This window comes from Salinispora tropica CNB-440 (assembly GCF_000016425.1).
Classification (GTDB): domain Bacteria; phylum Actinomycetota; class Actinomycetes; order Mycobacteriales; family Micromonosporaceae; genus Micromonospora; species Micromonospora tropica.
Map to the genome: position 1 here is coordinate 278,553 of NC_009380.1, position 20,707 is coordinate 299,259.

Genomic DNA, 20,707 nt, shown 5'->3' on the forward strand with positions numbered 1-20,707 from the left:
GGAGCGTGCGGATCACCTCGGCTCTCGTTGACCCGGCGCTGCTTGATCTTCCCTGGTCGACTCCGCTGGTGGAGTGGCCGGCGCAGCACCTGGTGGCGCTGCCGCAGGGCATCTCTCGACATGTCGTCCGGTTCGTCCGACTCGGCGGGTACGTGTACGCCGTCAAGGAGACCGGCGAGCGGGTGGCCGAGCGGGAGTACGACCTGCTGCGGGCCCTGGAGCGAATCGACTTCCCGACGGTGGAGGCGGTGGCGATCGTCGCCGACCGGCAGACCGAAGCCGGTGAACCGTTGGACCCGGTGTTGATCACCCGGCACCTCCAGTTCTCCCTGCCCTATCGGGCGCTCTTCTCGCACACGCTGCGACCGGAGACGATGCAGCGGCTCCTCGACGCGTTGGCCGCGTTGCTGGTACGGATGCACCTGACCGGCTTCTTCTGGGGCGACTGCTCGTTGTCGAACACGCTCTTCCGCCGGGACGCGGGTGCGTTCGCGGCCTACCTGGTGGACGCGGAGACCGGCGTGCTGCACCGTTCGTTGTCGAACGGGCAGCGCGGCGAGGACCTGGAGATCGCCCGGGTGAACATCTTCGGCGAGGCGTTGGATCTACAGGCGGCCGGGCTGCTCCACGAGTCGATCGATCCAGCGGTGGTGTGCGAGGAGGTCGTGCAGCGGTACGAGCGGCTGTGGCATGAGATCACCTACGAACAGCAGATCGAGCGGGAGGCTCGGCACGACATCGAGGGCCGGATCCGTGCGCTCAACGAGCTTGGCTTCGACGTGGCCGAGATCGCCGTGTCGACGATCGACGACGGGCGGTATCTGGTTCGGCCGAAGGTGGTTGACGCCGGCTACCACACGCGTCGCCTGCTGCGCCTGACGGGTCTGGACGCGGAGGAGAACCAGGCTCGTCGGCTCCTCAATGATCTGGACGCCTACCGAGCCGAGAGCGACCTGATCGATGAGCAGCAGGCGGCACACCGCTGGCTGACCGAGGTTTTCGAGCCGGTGGTCCGCGCCGTGCCGGCACATCTGCGCCGCAAGCTGGAACCGCAGGAGATCTTCGCCCAGATCATCGAGCACAAGTGGCTGCTCTCCCAGCGGGCCGGCCGGGATGTTGGCATGGCCCCGGCGGTCCAGTCGTACCTCGGGGACGTGCTGGTGCACCGCCCCGACGAGCAGGCTGTGCTCGGGGTGGAGATTCCGCCCGCGGGCTGACGGCGGTCCGCACCGGTCAGCCCCCGCCCGTGCCGGCCCCGTCAGTCCAGCCAGGTGCCGGCGCGCATCACCCGGACCACGTTCAGGTCGTCGTCGAGCACCACCAGGTCCGCTCGGAGACCAGCTTGGAGGGCACCGACCCGATCGCCGAGACCGATCGCACGGGCGGGCGTGGTGGCCATCATCCGGGCGGCCTCCGGGATGGCGACCCCGGTGGCAACCGCGTGCCGGAGCGCGGCATCCATCGTCAGCGTGCTGCCGGCGACCGCCCCATCACCGGCGAGCCGGGCCACGCCGGTCGTCACGGTGACGGTCTGGCCGCCCAGCTCGTACTCGCCGTCGGGTTGACCGGCGGCGGCCATCGCATCGGTGATCAGGGCAGTCCGCTCCGCACCGGCGGTGGCGGTCGCGAAGGCGAGCACGCCGTCGTGTAGGTGCACTCCGTCGGCGATCAGCTCGCACACCACGGAGGGAGCTTCCAGCAGGGCTATCACCGGCCCCGGCTCCCGGTGGTGCACCGGGCGCATGGCGTTGAACAGGTGGGTGGCGACGCTTGCGCCGGCGGCGATCGCGGCCTGGGTCTGCTCGTACGTCGCGTCGGTGTGGCCGACCGCCGCGACCACGCCGTGGGCGGTCAGCAGCTTGACCGCCGCGGTCGCTCCCGCACGCTCCGGAGCGAGGGTGATCATCCGGATCGTCCCGTGGCCCAGCTCCAGCAGCTCGGTCAGTTCCTCGGTTGAGGGGTCACGCAGGTACGCCGGGTTCTGCGCCCCGCAGCGGGCCACGGAGAGGTACGGGCCCTCGAAGTGGATCCCGGCGAGCACGCCTTCGGCGACCAGCGGCCGATAGGCGATGGTGGCGGCGCGCATCAGCTCGAACGGCGAACTCACCAGGCTGGCCAACAGGGTCGTGGTGCCGTGTCGGAGGTGGAAGCCGGCGGCGGCACGGGCCTCGTCGGCGTCACCGGTGGTGAAGGTGTGCCCACCACCGCCGTGATTGTGTATGTCCACGAAGCCGGGCAGGATCCAGTGCCCGTCGCGCCCTGACGGGTACTCGGCGACCGCGGTGATCTGCTCGTTGTTGATCTCGACGCAGCCCTGGCGGATCACCCCGGCCGGGGTCACCACCCTGCCGGTCACCCGTACCGTCATCGCTTCTCCAGGCTGTCGAGGGCGAGCAGGGCGGCACCGAGGCAGCCGGCCTCGGCGCCGAGGGCTGCCGGGACCAGCCGCGGCTCGCGGTGGAAGGTCATCCGGTCGTGCAGCGCGGCCCGCAGCGGGTCGAGTAGCTGGGCGCCGGCACGGGCCAGCCCGCCGCCGAGCACGACCGTCTCCACGTCGAAGAGCGTCTGCCCGATGGCGAGGCCGTCGGCGAGGGCTTCGACCGCCTCCGTCCAGACCTGCTGGGCCAGCGGGTCGCCGGCGGTGGCGTGGGCGACCACCTCGGCCGCGCTCAGCCCCGGTGTGCTGTCGGTCAGCTCCGCGTAGCGGCGGGCGACCGCCGCGGCGGACGCGATCGCCTCCAGGCAGCCCGCCCGCCCGCAGCCGCAGCGCGGTCCGCCGGGACGGACCAGGACGTGGCCGAGCTCTCCGGCGGCGCCGTGCGCGCCGGCGGCGGCCGTTCCGTCGACCACGTGGGCGGCGGCGATGCCGGTGCCGATAGCGACGAAGAGGACGTGCCGGTCGGCCCGACCGGCGCCGAGCCGCGCTTCGGCGACGCCACCGACGCGGACGTCATGGCCGAGCACCGCCGGCATCCCGAGCCGCGCCGTGGCCAGTGTCCGCAGTGGCACCTCGCGGAAGCCGAGGTTGGACGACCAGATCGCCACCCCCGCCGCTTCGTCGATGACGCCCGGGACGGCGAGGCCGAACGCCACCGGGGCGAGCCCTTCGTGGCGGGCCGTGTCAGCCAGAGCCTCGGCTATGTCGAGGATGGTGTCGACCACAGCCGCCGGGCCACGTGCGGTCTGGGTCGGGTGGTGCTCGATACGCGCGACCGTACCGTCCCGGTGGACCAGGGCACACTTCATTCTGCTGCCGCCGACATCGATCGCGACCACGACCTGGTGCCGGTCCGGTGTGCCGTTCGGAGCGCCCGGCGCCCCGCTACTCATGCCAGAACCACGGAGCGGGCGAGGTGCCGCGGTGCGTCCGGATCGAGGCCACGGCTGGTCGCGAGCGTGACGGCGAAGCGCTGCGCCAGAATCAGGTCGGCCATCGGGTCCAGCGGTGTGCGACCGGCGGCCCAGTTCCCGATCACGCTGCGGCACCCGTGGGTGCGGCTGTGCACGAAGGCGGCGCCGGTGGCCGCCACATCCTCCGCCAGCCCGTCGGGCAGCTCCCCGAAGGCCCAGACCAGCCGGCCTGGTGCGGCGACGGAGATCGGGCCGTGCCGGTAGTCCATGGCCGGGTACGCCTCGGCCCAGAAGGTGGCGGCCTCGCGGCACTTCAGCGCCGCCTCGTGGGCCAGCCCGACGGTCCACCCGCGGCCCAGGAAGGTGACCTGTTCGATCTGGGCCGGTTCGATTGGTAGGGGGGCGCGCACCGCCACCTCGGCGTCGGCGGAGAGCGCGGCGACGTTGTCGCCCAGGTGGGCGCGGAGCAGGGCCAGCGCGGTCGTCGCGAACCGGGTCTGCACCACCGCGCGTTCGTCGGCGAAGGCCAACGGCACCGTGCCGTCGGCCAGGTCGGCGGCGGGGGCGGCGGGGTCGCCGACCAGTACGGTGGTGGGCAGCACCCCGCGGAGCGCGGCGAGCAGATCGGTCACCTCGGTGGTGGTGCCGGAGCGGGTGATCGCGATCAGCCGGTCGTAGCGGCGGTTAGTGGGAAATTCGCTGGCCTGGAAGGCGTCGGTCTCGCCGTGGCCGGCATGCTCGCGGCGGGCGGCGTAGGCCATCGCCATGAACCAGGAGGTGCCGCACCCCACCACGGCGACCCGCTCGCCGGGCCGGGGTAGCCGGTCAGCCACCGAGTTGGCCAGCCGCGCCGCGGTTCGCCAGCAGTCGGGTTGACTCGCGATCTCCATGTCGACGTACGACATCAGGTTCTCCAGAACGTGCACGATTCGGCTCGTTAGGCCCGGCTTTCGCGCGCTATTGTGCGCCGAATTGGGTAGCGGTGGCAACCAGGCCCGAGATTGAGCAGAACTGACGTTGCCTTTACGTAGTTTCGCGCACTAGTGTGCACGCACAATCACCAATCGTGCAGCCGCTGGAGGGCTCGGGGTGGACCGGTACGCGAGATGGAACGCCCTGCTCGAGATGCTGACCGACAGTGGTCGGGTCAGTGTCGAGGGGGCGGCCGAGCGCCTGGCCGTCTCGCAGGCCACCATTCGCCGAGATTTCGACCAGCTCGCCCAGCAACAGATGATCACCCGTACCCGGGGTGGGGCGGTCGCCAACGGCGTCTCGTACGACCTGCCGCTGCGGTACAAGTCTGCGAAGCACTCGGCCGAGAAGCAGCGGATCGGGGCGGCGGCCGCGGCACTGGTGTCCCCGGGCACGGTGGTTGGCCTCAACGGCGGCACCACCAGCACCGAGGTGGCGCGAGCGCTGGCCGTACGGCCGGATCTGAACACCAGTGCCGAGGGTGCCCAGCTCACCGTGGTCACCAACGCCCTCAACATCGCCAACGAGCTGCTGGTCCGCTCCCGGATGAAGGTCGTGGTGGCCGGTGGAGTGGTGCGACCCAAATCGTTCGAGCTGGTCGGCCCGCTGGGTGGGGCCCTGCTGCGTGAGGTCACCCTGGACGTGGCCCTGCTCGGGGTGGACGCGGTTGACCCGCAGCTCGGTGCCGCCGCCCACCACGAGGGGGAAGCGGCGATGAACAGTCTGATGGTGGCGCGGGCGAAGCGGGTCGTGGTGATCGCCGACTCGTCCAAGTTGGGTGGCCACGCCTTTGCCCGAATTTGTCCGGTTGATCGGATGGAGACCCTGGTCACCGACTCCGGTGCGGCGCCGGAGGTGGTCGCCGCCTTCCGCGCCGCTGACGTGCAGGTGGTCTGCGCCTGAATCGCCCGAGGAAAGCCCTCGATCGCCTCTTTGCAGAGCGGTGCGTAGATTGGGTATTGCGCAAAGGGTAGTACCACGTATTGTGTCGTGACTACTGCCAATCGGGGGAGGTGCAGCTTGACGGCTGTCCTGGAAATCGAAGGTCTCCAAAAGACCTACCGCAGCCGAAGCCGAAGGCGGGGCACCCGCAACGCGCTCGACGGCTTCGACATGTGGGTGGAGGCGGGCCAGGTGCACGGCTTCCTCGGCCCGAACGGGTCGGGCAAGACGACCACCCTCCGTACGCTGCTCGGCCTCATCCGGCCCGACGGCGGCCGGATGAGACTGCTCGGGCACGAGGTGCCGGCCGACCTGTCCACGGTCGCCGGTCAGGTCGGTGCAGTCGTCGAGAGCCCGCAGTTCTTCCCACACTTCACTGCTCGGGACATGCTCTCCCTGCTGGCAACCGCGGGCGAGGTCCGCTCCCACCGGGTCGACGAGGTGCTGGAGCTGGTGGGGCTGCGAGACCGGTCCCGGGAGCGGGTGAAGACCTACTCGCTCGGCATGAAGCAACGGTTGGCTGTCGCCTCCGCCCTGCTGAAGGAGCCGCGACTGTTGATCCTGGATGAGCCCGCCAACGGACTGGACCCGGGTGGCATCCGGGAGATGCGGTCGTTGGTGCGGAACCTGGCCGAATCCGGCACCACGGTGCTGCTCTCCAGCCACATCCTCGCCGAGATCCAACTGATCTGTGACTCGGTCACGATCATCTCGTTGGGCCGCCGGGTCGCGTTCGGCCCGGTGGAGAAGGTGCTGGCGGCCCACTCGGCCAGCGCTGTCCGGGTACGCCTGGAGAGGGTGGCCGACCTGCCGGAGGCGAGCGAGGCGCTGACCCGGGCCGGGTTCCGCGTGACCCGGGAACCGGACCACCTGATGCTCACCGGGGTGGAGGAAGCCGCCATGGTGACCCGCCTCCTCGCCGGTCATGGCCTGTACGTCAGTGAGCTGGTCTGGGTCGACGCCGATCTGGAGAGTGTCTTCCTCGAGCTGACCGCCACCGTGCCGGCCCCCGGCCAAAGCCGGCAGGTCGACCAGTCCGTCAGGCCCGCGGCGGTGGGTCCCAGCAGCACAGGAGGGTGGGGCGCGTGAGTCTCTACCGTGCGGAACTACGCCGGCTGGTGCTGCGGCGCCTCACCCGCTGGGTGACAGTGCTGGGCCTGGTGGTGTTGGCAACGGTGGCCGTCGGGGTCTTTCTGTCGAACCAGAAGATCGACGACGCGGCCTGGGCCAAGGCCGAGGTGACCGCCGAGCAACACTGGCAGCAGCAGGTGCGCTCGACCGAACAGTTTCGGGCGGAGTGCGAGCAGGCGGCGATCCGGGGCGAACAGGTGGGTAGCTTCCCCTCGGACTGCTCCGAGATCACACCCCCACCCCGGGATGCCGTTTCGGCGGACCTGTTCCTGGCGAGCACCTTCGACTTCCGGGAAAGCTTCGGCCAGACGCTGACCGCGCTCGCGGCGACCCTCGCCCTGGTCGGTTTCGTGGTGGGCTCCTCCTTCGTGGGGGCCGAGTGGAACACCGGCGGCATGATGACCATGCTGCTCTGGCGGCCGAAGCGGGTCACCGTCCTGCTGACCAAGCTGGCCGCCCTCCTCACCGGGCTGTTGGCGTTGGCGGTCTCCACGACGGTGCTCTGGTTCGGCAGCTTCTGGCTGATCGGCACGACCCGCGGCACCACCGAAGGGATGACCACCGGCGCCTGGCAGTCCTTCGCCCTGACCGGCCTGCGTGGTGTGGTGCTTGCCCTGGTCGTCGCCGCGCTCGGCTTCGGGCTGGCCTCGCTCGGCCGACACACCGCGATGGCGCTGGGCGGCGTGATCGGGGTGACGGTGGTCGGGCAGTTTGGTCTCGCCGTGCTGCTCAGGCTGACCGGAGCGACGTTCGTTGAGGCGTGGCTGCTCCCCACCTACCTGTTCGCCTGGATGAACAAGGAGGTCATCCTGAACGACTGGACGGTGTGTCAGTACAACGCCTTCGGTCTGTGTGAACCGGCGACCCTGACCCTCACCTGGCAGCATTCGTTCGGGCTGCTCGCGGCTGGGCTGGTGCTCATCCTCGGCGGTGCGTGCTGGGCGATGCGTCGGCGGGACATCTCCTGACGCCGGTCAGCGGGGAACCGGCAAGCCCCGCGACGAGCTCTCGCCGCGCCGCCCGGCCAGCCGTCCCGTGCGGCCGGCCGAGCGGCGCACTAGGCTGAGGCACCCGGGTCGGCCTCGCCGGGCCGACCGCCCTCGCGAGGAGTGTCATGCCACCCGACACCGCCCCGACCGCCGCCGAATCCTCCGGTGACGGGCGGTCTGGCGACGGGCGTGGGCGCTCCGTCGTACCGCCGCCCCGGTCGGCGCCCGAGGCGGAGGCCGTTGCGTCGGCCGACCGTGAGCCGGACGTCGCGGGGGCAGACGGTGGTGCGCCGTCGGCCGTGGCCGCGCCGGGGGAAGCTGTCGGCTCGCCCACCGGGCTGACCGGGCGAGAGCGAGACATTCTCGATTTCGAGCAGCAGTGGTGGCGGCATCCGGGCGCCAAGGAGCAAGCCATCCGGGACCGGTTCGGCTGCACCGCCACCCGCTACTACCAGCTGCTGAACGCGTTGCTGGACAACCCGGCAGCCCTGGCGGCCGAGCCGCTCCTGGTGGGCCGGCTTCGTCGCCTGCGCTCAGCCCGAGCCCACGGCCGACGTCGCTGAGGGGCCGGCGACGGCCGGCCCCATGTCGGGTCAGCGCTTTTCGTGCATGCGCAGGCCGTTGCCGATGGCGAAGAAGGTCGGAGCCCACTCGCCGATGAAGATCCCCCAGCGGTCGGCGCGGGCCATGCCGGCCCGTTCCAGGTGCTTGGAGAGGAACCAACTGCCAAACGATAGGCCAATGCTTACGAAACCCGCGAGATAGGCGTGCTCCGCTCGAAAGCCGGTCTCGTGCAAGCGCTGCAACATCCGCGATCCCCCTGTCGCAAACGGTCGGCTCGTGCCACGGAAGCCCGGCGGGCCACCAGTGTTGACGCTACCTTCTGCCGTGGTGGGGGACCGGGAATTCGGCAACGGAGGGTGAGGAGTATTCGGATAGGGCCGACTGGCTGATCCCTTCGTCCAGATCGTCAGTCCGCACCGACTTGGCTGGACGCTCACCGATGAGCCCGGCAGACTCCCTGACGTGGCGAGTGATGTGCGGTTGGAGCCGGTGAGTGAGCGCAACCTCGAGTCGTTGCTCTCTGTAGCTGCCGCGGAGGCGGATCCGACCGATGTCATGCCGCCGGTCGAGGCTCCGGCCGGCTGGTCGCATGCCCGGCGGGAGGCGTTCCGCGAGTTCCACCGGGCCAGCTTCGCCGGGTTGCCGGGCCCGACCCGCACCCGGATGTACGCCGTCCTGGCCGCCGGTGAGGTCGTCGGGGTGATCCGGATGACTCGCTGTGACGAGCCGGAAGTGGTCGAGACCGGTCTGTGGCTGGGGCGTTCGGCCCGGGGTCGGGGGATCGGGTCGGCCGCGCTCCGGGAACTACTCAACAGGGCCGCCGCGGTCGGCATGCGCCGGGTGGTCGCGGCGACCACCCCCGACAACCGGGGTGCGCTCTCCGTTCTCACCACCTGCGGCGCGAGACTGCGCGAGACGGATGGCCAGGTCCACGCTGAGCTGTCGCTGGATGCCACGCCACCTGCTCGCTGACGTTCATCGCGTACGCGACCTGAGTCTCTTGGGTCGCTCGCCCAACCGGAGTCACTGGGCGGCGTACGCGGCCAGCCAAGCGACCTGGGCCGGGTCCAGGGAGGGGCGTACGCGGGCGCGGGCGACCGCGACGTGGGCGGTGGTCACCGTCGCCGCGGCGAGCGATTCGCGCATCGCGGCGAGCACCGCCTCCCGGACCAGCGCCGCGCAGTCCGCGGCGGAGAAGCCGTCCAGGTCTCCGGCGAGCGCGCCGAGGTCCACCTCCGGCGCCAGCGGCACGGTGCGGGACGCCGCCCGCAGGATCTCCGCGCGTCCCGCCTCGTCTGGTGGCGGGACGTAGACCAACCGCTCCATCCGGCCGGGGCGCAGGAGGGCCGGGTCGACCAGGTCTGGCCGGTTGGTCGCCCCGACCACAACCACGTTGCGTAAAGACTCCACTCCGTCCAGTTCGGTGAGGAGGGCGGCCACCACCCGGTCGGCGGTACCGCCGTCGGTGGCCTGACCGCGTACCGGCGCCAGCGCGTCCACCTCGTCCAGGAAGACCAGCGTCGGCGCGGCCTCGCGGGCCCGGCGGAACAGCTCGCGTACCGCGCGCTCACTCTCGCCCACCCACTTCGACAACAGTTCGGCGCCCTTCACGGAGAGCACGTTCGCCCGGCCCGAACCGGCCAACGCAGTCACCAGGTACGTCTTGCCGCAGCCCGGCGGGCCGTAGAGCAGGACCCCGCGGGGCGGCTGCACCCCGAGCCGCGCGAAGGTGCCCGGATAGGTGAGGGGCCACAACACCGACTCGGTCAGGGTCTGTTTGACCTCGGTCAGGTCTCCCACGTCGTCGAGGGTCACCGACGCGAGCTCCAGGGTCGACGCGGTCATCGTGGTCGGGCGGACCACCGCCAGCGCCGCGTCCAGGTCGGCCATCGTCATACTGGGCCGCTCCACCGTCTTCTGTCGCAGGGCGGCGCGGACACCCGCTTCGCGGATCAGCGCGGCCAGGTCGGCGGCGACGAAACCGGGCGTACGCGCCGCGACCTCGTCCAGTCGTACGTCCTCGGCGAGCGACACCTGTCGGGTCAGCACCTCAAGCTGTTCCTGGCGCAGGGCGGCGTCCGGGAGCGGGATGCTGACCCGTAGCGAGAGCAGGTCCGGGGTACGCAGGGCGGGATCCACGGCGTCGAGGCGGCTGGTGGTGCACACCACGGCGGCCCCGGCCGCGACGGTCTCGGCGACCACCTGGCGGAAGACGGTGGTCACCGGGCCGGGCGCGGCTGCCGGGGCGAGCGCCTCCACGTCAGTGACCAGCAGGACGGCCGGTCCGTCGGTGCGTACCGCGGCGGCGGCGGCCCGCAGCCGTTCGGCGGCGGCCGAGTTGGTCAACGCGGCAAGCTCTGGCCCCCAGACCGGCCGGACCCGTGCGCCGACCTGGGCGGCGACCGCGCGCACGAGCGCGGACTTGCCGGACCCGGCCGGCCCGTCGAGCAGTACGCCGAGCGCCACCGTGGTGCCGAGTCGGCGCAGCACCGCACCGTGGTGGAAGCCGAGGTCGAGCAGCTCGGTCAGGTCCTCGGCCTGGGCCCGTAGCCCCGGTAGCTCCTCCACGGTGGGCGTCACCGGGTCGGTTGTTCCGGCTGGCTCCGCATCCCGTGCCCCGGCGGCCCGGGGTTGGCGAGGGTCCCCGGCGGCGGAGGGCGCCCGGGGCGTCGCCTGGTCGTGGGTGGCGGGGCCGTGCTCCCACCCGACGGTGGTCTCCATCGTGACCAGCGTGGCCGACGCCGGCGTGGCGGCGGTGACGGTGAGCAGGGCGCTGGTCCAGGCGTAGCCGACACGGTTGGCCAGGCTCTGTCGGGCCGCCGTCAGGAGGCCGCGTAACGCCGTGTCGGACAGCACCTCCTGAGGCAGCACCTCCTGGGGCAGCAGCGAGACGTCGTCACCGGTGGTGACCACCTTGCCGAGTAGCGCGAGCCGGAGCAGCTCCGGGGAGACCGCCGAGACCACCTGCGGTGCGCCGGTGAGCACCACCCGGGTGGCGGCGGTGACGGGGGTTGGGCCGACGGTGACCTCACCGCCGTCGCGGAGGCCGAGGTTGCCCAGCGTCAGGTCATCGGCGTAGAGCAGGCCGGGGATGGCCTCCGGCTCACTCTCCGCGGCGAGTGCGGCGGTGACCCGCCGGCCGGCCAGCCGGACCGGGTCGCCGGGGCGTATGCCGAGCGCGGTGAGCACCTCCGGGTGCAGCCGCACGATGCCCCGTCGGGCGTCGAGCGCGGCCGGCTGCCGGCTGGCGGTGAGTATGAGTTCCGATCCCCCCACCTACCGAACCCTAGCCGGTGCGAGGAAGGATCTCGGTGAACGCTGCGGTGGCGCAACGGCCGTCGTGATGTCCCGGTCGTCGCTGGTTCTCGCCACCCTCCCTTTGCCGAACCGGCAAGGATGTTTGCGGCTTCGCGTTGCGCTGCCGGAGGCTGGCACTTCCACGTAATCCGGTATTTGCCAGAGGAATGTGATGACTGACTTCGACGCCTTCTTCAACGTTGACTACTGGGACCAGCGATACAGTGAGACCGGGCAGGTGTGGAGCGGCGAGCCCAACCCCGTGCTCGTTGCGGAGGTCGCTCCCCTTGCACCGGGTACGGCCCTGGAGGTGGGCTGTGGCGAAGGCGCGGACGCCATGTGGCTGGCCGGACAGGGCTGGCAGGTCACCGGCGTGGACTTCTCCGCGCAGGCCCTCTCCCGTGCCGCCGAGCGCGTACCCGCCTCCCTGGCCGAGCGTCTGAGGTGGCAGCGAGCGGATATTCGCGACTGGCAGCCCGACGATGGCCCCCGCTATGACCTGGTATCCACGTCCTTCCTGCATTTCTCCGGGGCACTGCGGCGAAGGGTGTTCGCCACGCTCGCCACCCGGGTGGCCCCGGACGGCCACCTGCTGATCGTTGGGCACCACCCCAGCGACCTGGACACCGCCATGCCCCGACCGCCGGAACCCGACCTGTTCTACACGGCCGACGAGTTGGCGCAGGCCCTGCCCGCCCGCGACTGGGAGGTGCGTACCCGGGCCGCCCGTCCACGCGACGCCACCACACCGGACGGCACGCCGGTGACCATCCACGACACCGTGCTCACCGCCCGCCGCGTCCAGTGACGAAGGCAGCACCGGGTCGGGCCCAGCCCGCTGGGGCGACGGCCCGGTGTTGTTCGCCAAAGGTGGGCGTTCTGCGTTCACTCAGGCAATCCTCAGCTTTCGCCCCGTAGCGTGTGCCGCATGAGATCGCCGTCACCGGCCGCGTGGGTCCGGCGTGTCCTGCCCACCCGTCGGCGTGCGCTGGCCGCGGCGGTGGTCGTCGTCCTGCTCGCCGCCGGAGTAGTAGCCGGAACCCTCCGACCCTCCGAGCCGGACCTGCGCACCGAGGCGGCGCTGGTCACGGTCCGGTCCGGGCCAACCGGTGACGAGCCGGTCGAGTTGGACACCACGCTGTACCTGCCCCCCGCCGCGACCGCCGACGCCCCGGTGCCGGCGGTGCTGCTCGGGCACGGCTTCGGCGGTACCAAGGAGTCGGTCCGCGCCGACGCCGAGGAGTTTGCCGACCGGGGGTACGCGGTGCTGACCTGGACCGCGCGGGGCTTCGGCCGCAGCGGCGGGCAGATCCACCTGGACCATCCGGACTATGAGGTCCGCGACGCGCAGCGCCTGCTGGACTGGCTGGCCGCCCGCCCGGAGGTCGTCACCGACGCCGCCGGTGACCCGCGAGTGGGGGTGGTCGGCGGCTCCTACGGCGGTGCGCTGGCGCTCCTGCTCGCCGCGCAGGACCAGCGGGTCGATGCGATCGTGCCGATGATCACCTGGAACGACCTGGCCCGCTCCTTCCTGCCGGAGAACAGCGGCGAGGGGCCGGAGCAGGGAGTGTTCAAGAAGGGGTGGGCGGGGCTCTTCTTCGGCAGCGGCGGCAACGCCGGCCCCGCCTCGGTCGGTGGCTCCGGCCCGGCCGGCGGCCTTGCCCCCGGTGGCGGTTCCGTCCCGGGCGGCTCCCTCCCGGAGAACGCGGCCACCGCGGCCGGCGCCATTGACCCCTCCTGCGGGCGGTTCGCCGCCGACGTGTGCGCCGCGTACCTACGGATCGCCACCACCGGGCGGGCCGACCCGGACGCCGTCGCACTGCTGCGCCGCTCCAGCCCGGCCGGGAAGCTCGACCGGATCGAGGCGCCGACGTTGCTGGTGCAGGGGGCAGCCGACACCCTCTTCCCGCTCTCCGAGGCGGACGCGAACGCCCGGGGAATCGCCGCGACCGGCACCCCGGTCCAGGTGGCCTGGTTCACCGGTGGGCACGACGGCGGCGACGGCCCGAAGACCGACTCGGACCGGGTGCGGAACCTGACCGTGCGGTGGCTCGACCACTACGTCAAGGGCGAGGGCGCGGCCCCCGCCGACGACTTCACCTTCTCCCGGATCGCCGGGTTCGACGCACTCGACCGAGGTCTGGTCGCCAGCGGCTTCCGCGCCACCGGATACCCGGGCCTCACCGGTACCGACCAGCGCCCGGTGTCGGTGAGCGGCCCGGCGCAGTCGATCGCCAACCCGCCGGCCGGCAACCCTGCCGCGATCTCGTCGGTGCCCTTCGCCGGGGATCTCTCGTCGCTGCTCGACGGGGTGGCCGGAGACATACCCGGCCAGCACGCCCGGTTCGAGTCCGCGCCCTTGCCGGCGGCCGTGGATGTGGTCGGCGCGCCGACCGTCTCCATTCGAGCCGCGTCCCCGACCGGCACGGCCGTACTCTTCGTCAAGCTCTACGACGTTGACGCTGGAGGGTCGGCGACCCTGCCGAACGGGCTGGTCGCGCCGATCCGGCTGGAGGGGCTACCGGCGGCTGTCGAGGACGCCGAACCGGTCACCGTCACCCTGCCGGCGATCGTCCGTCGGATCGAGGCCGGGCACCGGCTGCGCGTCGTGGTGGCGACCTCCGACCAGGCGTACGCCACCCCGGTCGAACCGGCCGTCTACAGCGTGGCCCTGGCGAGCGAAGCGGTCACCCTGCCCACGGTCGCCAGCGAGCCGATCCCCACCGACGCCGTCGTCTGGAGGTGGGTACTCGTCGGCCTGCTCGCCGCGATCGTGGTCGGGCTCGTCGTGGTCGTCGCCGTCCTGCGCCACCGACACCGGCGGCGGGAGAGCAGGGTCCACCCGACGTACGCGGGCGTCCCGCTCGCCGTCCGGGATCTGCGCAAGGAGTACGCGGACGGCTTTGTCGCCGTCTCCAACGTCGACTTCGAGGTGCACCACGGGCAGGTGGTGGGCCTGCTCGGCCCGAACGGCGCGGGCAAGACCACCACGCTGCGGGTGCTGATGGGGCTGACCCAGCCGACCGCCGGCGAGGTCTACGTCTTCGGGCACCGGCTGGTGCCGGGCGCCCCGGTGCTGTCCCGGATCGGAGCCCTGGTGGAGGGCCCCGGTTTCCTGCCGCACCTGTCCGGGCTGGACAACCTGAAGGCGTACTGGCGGGCGACCGGGCGGCCGTGGGCCGACGCGCACTTTGACGAGGCGTTGGAGATCGCCGGGTTGGGTACCTCGGTGCACCGGAAGGTCCGGACCTACAGCCACGGCATGCGGCAGCGGCTGGCGATCGCGCAGGCGATGCTCGGCCTGCCGGAGCTGCTGGTGCTCGACGAGCCGACCGACGGCCTGGACCCGCCGCAGATCGCCGAGATGCGCCGGGTCCTGCTGCGGTACGCCACCGGTGGCCGGGCGGTGCTGGTCTCCAGCCACCTGCTCGCCGAGGTGGAGCAGACCTGCACCCACGCGGTGGTGGTGAACAAGGGCCAGATCGTCGCGTCCGGCCCGGTCGAGGAGATCGTCGGCGAGTCGCCGAGCGTTTTGATCGAGGTCACCGATCCGGTGGCCGCGCGGGAGGTGCTGGACCGGCTGACGGGTGTCTCGGTGCTGCCCGACGGCGACGGGCAGCTCGTGGTGGACACCAACGGCACCGCCCGTAGCGAGGTGGTCGCCGAGCTGGTGCGGGCCGGCATCGGAGTGGACCGGGTGGTGCCCCGGCGTCGGCTGGAGGACGCGTTCCTGGCCCTGGTCGGCGACAACTCTCGGGGAAGCGGGGATCGATGATGGCGCGAACGACGGTCGAGCCCGGTACGGGCGATTCCGGTGGCACCCCGTCCGGCGCGGCGGCGGGCTACCGGCCCTTCGCCACGCTGCCATTCGGGGCCGAGTTCCGGCGGCAGGCGTCCCGGCGGCGGACCCAGCTCGCGCTGGGCTTCCTGGTGCTGCTGCCGCTGATCATCCTGATCGCGTTCCAGTTCGGCTCCGACGACGACGACAACGGGCGCGGTGAATTCGGCAGCCTGGTCGAGTTCGCCACCTCCGGTGGACTGAACTTCACCCTCTTCACCCTCTTCGTCTCCGCGTCGTTCCTACTGGTGGTCGTGGTGGCGCTCTTCTGCGGCGACACGGTGGCCAGTGAGGCCAGCTGGGGCAGCCTGCGCTACCTGCTCGCCGTGCCGGTGCCGCGGGCCCGGCTGCTCGCGGTGAAGCTGCTGGTGGCGCTCACCTACTCGGGCATGGCGCTGCTCCTGCTCGCCGGCACCGCGCTGCTGCTCGGCACCGTGCGGTACGGGTGGGAGCCGCTGCGCAGCACGGTCGCCGCCGAGCTGGAGCCGGGGGAGGGGCTGCTGCGGTTGCTGGCGGTGCTCGGCTACCTGGCCGTGGTGCTGTTGGTGGTGGCGGGCCTGGCCGTGCTGCTGTCGGTGTCGACGGACGCCGCGCTGGGCGCGGTCGGTGGGGCGGTGCTGCTCTGGATCCTGTCCAGCATCCTCGACCAGATCACCGCCCTCGGCGTACTGCGGACCTTCCTGCCGACCCACTACAGCACCGCCTGGCTGGGACTGCTGTCGACGCCGATCCAGACCGACGACGTGGTCCGGGGAGCGATCTCGGCGATCAGCTACGCGACGCTCTTCTGGGGGCTGGCCTTCTGGCGCTTCACCCGTAAGGACATCGTGTCCTAGCGGTACGCAGGGTGCGGTAGCCCGCCTCGCTCAGCGGTGCCATCGGCTGTTCGGGGTGGTGGCGTGCTGGCAGCCGGCGTGCCGGGACTGCCACTGCCGCAGCGCCTGCCGGATCAGCTCACCCTCGGCGCGGGCGGTCGTCGCCTCCCGGGTGAGTCGTTCCAGCTCGTCGGCGACGCGGTCGAGGTAGGCGTACACCTGCTCGGGGTCCAGGCCGCGCCAACGTCGTCGGGCGAAGGTCGCGGCGCGTACCTGGGATGAGAAGAGGCGTCGGGCTCGGTGGATCATGGTTGTCACGTCCTTTCGGTAGGGGTTGGGCCGAGGGCGGCGCCGAGGCGGGCGGGGGCGACCGGCACGTCCGCGCGTGGCGTACCGGCCGGAGCCCGGCACCCGCCCCGGGCCCTTTCCCACGTCGCGGACCTTCGCGAGCGGGCGTCTGGTGTTCAGGGCGTCGGTGACCAGAGCCAGCACGTCTTCGTTCCTTCGCCACTCCGCCCCGAGAGCGCGATGGCGGAAGCAACAGCGGGTATGTCTCGCGTGGTTGCGCCGTCACCTGCTCGATCGCCCAGGCCACGCCGGCCGGCGGCTCTAGTTAGGCACTCTGTCGCCCCCGGTTTCTGGTCGCTTGTGCTCGAGTCAAAGCTGACAGTAGCCACTTTACAAGCAATGCAGGTAAAGACAAGGTTGTCGACCATGATCAAAAGTGTGGGTGGTCAGATGGGGTCATGCCTCATGCCGTCCCGCTCTGGAGAGTCATCCGGGATGACCTTCGCGCGCGGATCAAGGCGGGCATCCTCAAGCCTGGTGACAAGTTGCCGAGCACGCGGGAACTTGCGGACCAATACGAGACGAGTCCGGTCACCGTACGTAAAGCGGTCGATATCCTCATCGAGTCTGGTGAGTTGCTGGGTAGGCAGGGAATGGGCGTCTTCGTGGCCATTCCGCCAGCGAGTGATCGTTGAGGTGTGTGACCTCTACCCAACCGACGTTGCGCATCCTTCGGGAGCGTGGGCTGGTCGAGGGGCACCAGGGCAAGGGAACGTACGTCGCGGAGCGCCCCGATCCGGTGTAGCGCGTCGGGCGAAGGTCGCGGTGAGTACCTGCGATGAGCCCAGGCACCTCGGTAGATCATGACTGCCGTGGATGATCGGATGGCCGTGCCGCCCGGAAGGATCCTGACATGCCTGTGTTGCCGCTCAGCTACGCTGAGATAGCTGCGGATCTCACTGCCCGTATCAGGGTTGGCGAGTATGGGCCGCTATTCCGGCCCGCTCCCGTACGGCGACGGAAGCAACGGTGAGGTGCGTCTCGCAGGTCCGCCATCATCAGGGCGGAGCGGGCCACCCGCCCCGGCGTACCGGAGACGAGTGGCCCGTTGTCGGCGGGCGGCGCGACCTGGCCGCGAGTCTGGCTGATCACGACCTACCGACGAAACATCGATCCGCGCGTCGCGAAGTCGCTATGTCAGGAAGCGGGTACGGCGTCGGCGTCCGATCAGGTAGCCCGCGCCACCGAGGAGCAGTAGCGCACCGCCGATGCCGGCCACGGTCGCGGTGTTGGCGCCGGTCAGGGGAAGGCCGCCTCCCTCGCCGCTGGCGGTGCCCAGGCTGGTGGAGGGGGTAGGGGTCGGTGTGTCAGTAGCGGGGGTCGTGGGCGAAGCGGTCACCGTGGTGCTCGGGGTCGGTGTGGCGGTCGCCGTGGCGCTCGGGGTGGGTGTGGGCTGAGCTGCGCAGTCAAGCTCACGTGCGGCGTACAGGCCGTCGTTCAGGAAAGCCAGGTGGGCGTCCATGCTCGAGGTGTTCAACACCTCTTGCGCGGCCTCGTACACGTTGGTGTGATCGGGATCGGCCGCCATTGCCTTGCCGATCTTGATCCTCAGGTCAGTCAACCAGCGTTCCTCTATGCGTGTCTTGAGGAATGCGCGGAGATCGTCTTGGCTGCCGCTCATCGCCGTCTGTAGTTCGGGAGGCGTAGCGACAAAGGAGTGTTTGTTTGCCGCTGATAGGATTTGGTTTGCCAAGCGCCGCACCTTGACGTACTCGGCGGTGTCCGGATCAATGGTGACAAGCTCGCGGATGTCCTTGTACACCTTGCGTTCGACCGTTTGGCAGGACTCGTCCAACCCGGGAGACGCGACCTGAGCCGCCGCCGGTGTTGCCGGAATCACAAAGGCCAGTGCCATCAGGGCGCCAGCCAGGATCTTCCATCGCATGTGGTTTTCCTCCCGTGAATAAGCGCAGGAATGCTACCCCAGTGGGCGGGAAGGGCGGCGGAAGGGTTCCGCACCACCTATTTGGTGGACTGATATCAGCTGGTGGCATATGGGCGGTTATTTCGGGGCTAGTGCGGTATTTCGTTATCCGTGATCACGGTTGGCTGGGCGCGCCGGGTGGCCGTTGCGGAGTCCGGCGCACCAGCCCGGAGGTCGTCGGTCGCGTCACCGGCGGTTGCCGGGTCGGCACCGAACAGGCCCAGCCGCAGTAGGCGTTGGTTGGCGACGCTGCGGCGGGCCAGCACCTGCACATCGAACATGGGTCGGTCCAGGTTGGGCTGCATGACCGGCTCCAGTAGCAGTGGGCCGACGATCAGGCACAGCATCTGGAACGGCGCCCACTCGAGGTCCGCGTCCGTGTGGCCGCTCTCGGTGGCGATCAGCCGCTCCAACTCGGCGCGCGCACCCTCCAGAAGGCGGCCGAACAGCGCGGCGCTGGCCGGGCTGTCCTCCTGCAACACCCGGCGCAGATAGCCGCGCAGCACCGGGTCGGCGCCGAACATCCGCGCGGACACCTCGCCCAGCGACATCATCAGATCCGTGCCGCTCGGATCCAGTTCCCGCAGTGCGGTGCCGAGCCGGGCCAGGACCTCCTCGTCGACGGCGGCGCGCAGCCCTTCCTTGGATCCGAAGTGGTGCATGACCAGGGCCGGCGACAGGCCAGCCTCGGCGGCCACCGCGCGGGCCGAGGTGGCGGCGAAGCCGCGCTCCGCGAACAGGCGTAGGGCCGCCTCGCGCAGCCGCGCCCGCCCGGTCAGGTCCGACGGCGACGCTTGCATGCCAGCACGGTATGTCACCGCACCGGCACCGCCCCGCGGGGGCGTCCGGCAGCGGGGTCGCCGGGTGTCACCCGTTCTGCGGCTGAACATATGTTCAGTATGCTGAACACATGGCTAGTGTCATCGACGAGCGCCCCGCCCCCCGCGCCCAGCACCTGCACTACCTGGACAACCTGCGGATTGTCATGATCCTCATGGTGGTGATCCACCACGCCGCCCAGGCGTACGGCCCCGCCGACTGGTGGTACGTCAAAGGTGACCAGCACGCCCCCGTCCTGGTTACCCTCTCCGCAGTGGGCGGGGCGTTCCGGATGAGCCTGCTGTTCTTCGTCGCCGCGTTCTTCGTGCCCCGCGCCGCCGACCACAGAGGCGACTGGGGATTCCTGCGCGGCCGGCTCAAGCGCCTCGGTATCCCGTTTCTGGTCGGCTCGGCCACGATCATCCCGACGTTGATGTATGTCTACTACCGCGAGTACCGCGGCTACCCGTCGATCTCGTTTCCGCGCTACTACCTGGACGTGTTCCTCGGCTTCGGCCCGCGGCCGGCCGGCTGGAGCGGGCCGATCTGGCCCGATCTGCAGTTCGGGCACCTGTGGTTTATCCAGAACCTGCTCGCCTTCAGCGCCCTCTACCTGCTGTTCCACTGGCTTGGCGGGCTGCTGCGCCGAGCCCGCCCGATCACCACGCCGGCCCGGTTGATCCGGATTCCGGACAACCGCAGCCTGGTCATCTTCACCCTGACCCTGGCCGCGGTCGTGTTCCTCGTTCGAATCTGGTACCCGCTCGACCAGTGGGTGCCGCTGTTCGAGTTCATCCAGGCCGAACCAGCCCGCCTCGCCCAATACGTAGCGTTCTTCACCGCCGGCGTCATCGCCTACCGACGCGACTGGCTCGCCCGACTGCCCCGTTCCACCGGCTACACCTGGCTCGCCATCGGCGTGGCACTCACCGCCGTACTGCTCTGGACCGGCACCGACACCCAGCTCTTCGCCCCCGGTGGCGCCTCTTGGGCCTCGGCCTACTGGAGCGTGACCGAGACCTTCCTGTGTGTCGGCCTCAGCCTCGGCCTGCTCACTCTGTTTCGGGACGCCTTCGCCGGCCACAACCGGCTCACCCGCGCCATGGCCGCCAGCTCCTACACGATCTACATCATCCACCTGCCGATCGTTGTCGCCCTGCAGTTCGCGTTCGCCCGCGCCGGCCTTCCCACCTTGGCCACCTTCGCCGCCGTCGCCACTCTCGGCATGGTCATCAGCGTCGCCGTCGCCGTGACAGTCCGCCGTCTGCCCGGCCTCCGCACGGTCCTGTGACCGCCACCCAACCCAACCTCGGCCCCGATCGTCGAGGCCCTGCCGAGCTGGCAATCGATGCTCATGACGTAGTTTCTTCAACCCGCCGGGGAGCGGTCGCCGGTGCTACCAGCGCTCCCGACCGTCCCAGCGGTCACAGGGAGTGAAGTGGTGGCCGTTGTTACGGTGGCCTGGCCGAGCGGTGGTCTGGTGGCGCTTGCGTGGTGAATCACATTCCGCCACAGAGTGGGACCGGGCGGTCATTGGCTGTCATCGCCGGCTTACACTCGGCGGCACAACTGAATGCCTCATCCAGAGGGGCTGAGGGACACGGCCCGACGACGCCCCGGCAACCACCCCGCGCGATCACCTAGAGTGACCGGCGGGGCAGGTGCCAATTCCGGCCCCGCCGCAGAGTGCGACGCGGGGGCAGATGAGAGGAATCTC

The 20,707-nt window shown here is 70.7% G+C and carries 19 protein-coding genes and 1 riboswitch; of the genes, 11 read left to right on the forward strand and 8 right to left on the reverse strand.

Annotated elements, in window-relative coordinates; genetic code table 11:
• Positions 1-5: 5 nt before the first annotated feature.
• Positions 6-1,217 (forward strand): DUF4032 domain-containing protein, encoded by a 1,212-nt coding sequence (locus STROP_RS01245; protein ID WP_026275321.1) that lies wholly within the window; start codon positions 6-8, stop codon positions 1,215-1,217.
• Positions 1,218-1,258: 41 nt separating this feature from the next.
• Here STROP_RS01245 and nagA read toward each other — a convergent pair whose 3' ends face one another.
• Genes nagA through STROP_RS01260 form a run of 3 tightly spaced genes read right to left on the reverse strand, consistent with a single transcriptional unit; the run spans position 1,259 to position 4,256 of the window.
• On the reverse strand, positions 1,259-2,368 hold the full coding sequence (nagA, locus tag STROP_RS01250) for an N-acetylglucosamine-6-phosphate deacetylase (RefSeq protein WP_011904166.1): 1,110 nt from the start codon (positions 2,366-2,368) through the stop codon (positions 1,259-1,261).
• Positions 2,365-3,330, reverse strand: coding sequence for an ROK family protein (locus STROP_RS01255; protein WP_011904167.1), 966 nt, complete (start codon positions 3,328-3,330; stop codon positions 2,365-2,367). Before STROP_RS01255 ends, nagA begins: the two co-directional genes overlap by 4 nt.
• Complete coding sequence (locus STROP_RS01260) at positions 3,327-4,256, reverse strand: SIS domain-containing protein (RefSeq protein WP_011904168.1); 930 nt, start codon at positions 4,254-4,256, stop codon at positions 3,327-3,329. The genes STROP_RS01255 and STROP_RS01260 overlap by 4 nt, the downstream gene beginning before the upstream one ends.
• 184 nt (positions 4,257-4,440) lie before the next feature.
• On the opposite strand from STROP_RS01260, the gene STROP_RS01265 reads away from it, so the two are divergent.
• From STROP_RS01265 to STROP_RS01280, 4 genes are all read left to right on the forward strand, one after another.
• Entirely contained in the window at positions 4,441-5,226 is a 786-nt protein-coding gene (locus STROP_RS01265) for a DeoR/GlpR family DNA-binding transcription regulator (protein WP_011904169.1), read from the forward strand.
• 210 nt (positions 5,227-5,436) lie between these two features.
• Complete coding sequence (locus tag STROP_RS01270) at positions 5,437-6,354, forward strand: ATP-binding cassette domain-containing protein (protein ID WP_026275810.1); 918 nt, start codon at positions 5,437-5,439, stop codon at positions 6,352-6,354.
• A complete protein-coding gene (locus tag STROP_RS01275; RefSeq protein ID WP_011904171.1) occupies positions 6,351-7,364 on the forward strand; it encodes an ABC transporter permease subunit in 1,014 nt (337 codons plus the stop codon). The genes STROP_RS01270 and STROP_RS01275 overlap by 4 nt, the downstream gene beginning before the upstream one ends.
• 146 nt (positions 7,365-7,510) lie before the next feature.
• On the forward strand, positions 7,511-7,948 hold the full coding sequence (locus STROP_RS01280; RefSeq protein WP_011904172.1) for a DUF3263 domain-containing protein: 438 nt from the start codon (positions 7,511-7,513) through the stop codon (positions 7,946-7,948).
• Between the two features lie 30 nt (positions 7,949-7,978).
• Here STROP_RS01280 and STROP_RS01285 read toward each other — a convergent pair whose 3' ends face one another.
• Positions 7,979-8,194, reverse strand: a complete 216-nt coding sequence (locus STROP_RS01285; RefSeq protein ID WP_011904173.1) for a hypothetical protein — start codon at positions 8,192-8,194, stop codon at positions 7,979-7,981.
• A 217-nt stretch (positions 8,195-8,411) separates the two neighbouring features.
• Here STROP_RS01285 and STROP_RS01290 point away from each other — a divergent pair, with 217 nt between their 5' ends.
• A complete protein-coding gene (locus STROP_RS01290; protein WP_011904174.1) occupies positions 8,412-8,921 on the forward strand; it encodes a GNAT family N-acetyltransferase in 510 nt (169 codons plus the stop codon).
• A gap of 51 nt (positions 8,922-8,972) precedes the next feature.
• On the opposite strand, the gene STROP_RS01295 is transcribed toward STROP_RS01290, so the two are convergent.
• Positions 8,973-11,225 carry an AAA family ATPase gene (locus STROP_RS01295; RefSeq protein WP_011904175.1) on the reverse strand — a complete coding sequence of 751 codons (2,253 nt, stop codon included), beginning with the start codon at positions 11,223-11,225 and terminating at the stop codon, positions 8,973-8,975.
• Between the two features lie 193 nt (positions 11,226-11,418).
• Between STROP_RS01295 and STROP_RS01300 the strand changes: the two genes are divergently transcribed.
• The 3 genes from STROP_RS01300 (at position 11,419) to STROP_RS01310 (ending at position 15,920) form a co-directional block, all read left to right on the forward strand.
• Complete coding sequence (locus tag STROP_RS01300; RefSeq protein WP_011904176.1) at positions 11,419-12,054, forward strand: SAM-dependent methyltransferase; 636 nt, start codon at positions 11,419-11,421, stop codon at positions 12,052-12,054.
• A 120-nt stretch (positions 12,055-12,174) separates the two neighbouring features.
• Positions 12,175-15,021, forward strand: a complete 2,847-nt coding sequence (locus STROP_RS01305; protein WP_011904177.1) for an alpha/beta fold hydrolase — start codon at positions 12,175-12,177, stop codon at positions 15,019-15,021.
• On the forward strand, positions 15,021-15,920 hold the full coding sequence (locus STROP_RS01310; protein ID WP_011904178.1) for an ABC transporter permease: 900 nt from the start codon (positions 15,021-15,023) through the stop codon (positions 15,918-15,920). Before STROP_RS01305 ends, STROP_RS01310 begins: the two co-directional genes overlap by 1 nt.
• A gap of 30 nt (positions 15,921-15,950) precedes the next feature.
• Here STROP_RS01310 and STROP_RS01315 read toward each other — a convergent pair whose 3' ends face one another.
• Positions 15,951-16,310 carry a DivIVA domain-containing protein gene (locus STROP_RS01315; protein WP_011904179.1) on the reverse strand — a complete coding sequence of 120 codons (360 nt, stop codon included), beginning with the start codon at positions 16,308-16,310 and terminating at the stop codon, positions 15,951-15,953.
• A gap of 335 nt (positions 16,311-16,645) precedes the next feature.
• Between STROP_RS01315 and STROP_RS01320 the strand changes: the two genes are divergently transcribed.
• Complete coding sequence (locus tag STROP_RS01320; protein ID WP_011904180.1) at positions 16,646-16,882, forward strand: GntR family transcriptional regulator; 237 nt, start codon at positions 16,646-16,648, stop codon at positions 16,880-16,882.
• A 497-nt stretch (positions 16,883-17,379) separates the two neighbouring features.
• On the opposite strand, the gene STROP_RS01325 is transcribed toward STROP_RS01320, so the two are convergent.
• Positions 17,380-18,132 carry an LPXTG cell wall anchor domain-containing protein gene (locus STROP_RS01325; protein WP_011904181.1) on the reverse strand — a complete coding sequence of 251 codons (753 nt, stop codon included), beginning with the start codon at positions 18,130-18,132 and terminating at the stop codon, positions 17,380-17,382.
• 128 nt (positions 18,133-18,260) lie between these two features.
• Positions 18,261-18,971, reverse strand: a complete 711-nt coding sequence (locus STROP_RS01330; RefSeq protein ID WP_238380259.1) for a TetR/AcrR family transcriptional regulator — start codon at positions 18,969-18,971, stop codon at positions 18,261-18,263.
• Positions 18,972-19,081: 110 nt separating this feature from the next.
• Here STROP_RS01330 and STROP_RS01335 point away from each other — a divergent pair, with 110 nt between their 5' ends.
• Complete coding sequence (locus tag STROP_RS01335) at positions 19,082-20,281, forward strand: acyltransferase family protein (protein ID WP_011904183.1); 1,200 nt, start codon at positions 19,082-19,084, stop codon at positions 20,279-20,281.
• Positions 20,282-20,565: 284 nt separating this feature from the next.
• A riboswitch (SAM riboswitch) is annotated at positions 20,566-20,700 on the forward strand.
• The last annotated feature ends 7 nt before the right edge of the window (positions 20,701-20,707 follow it).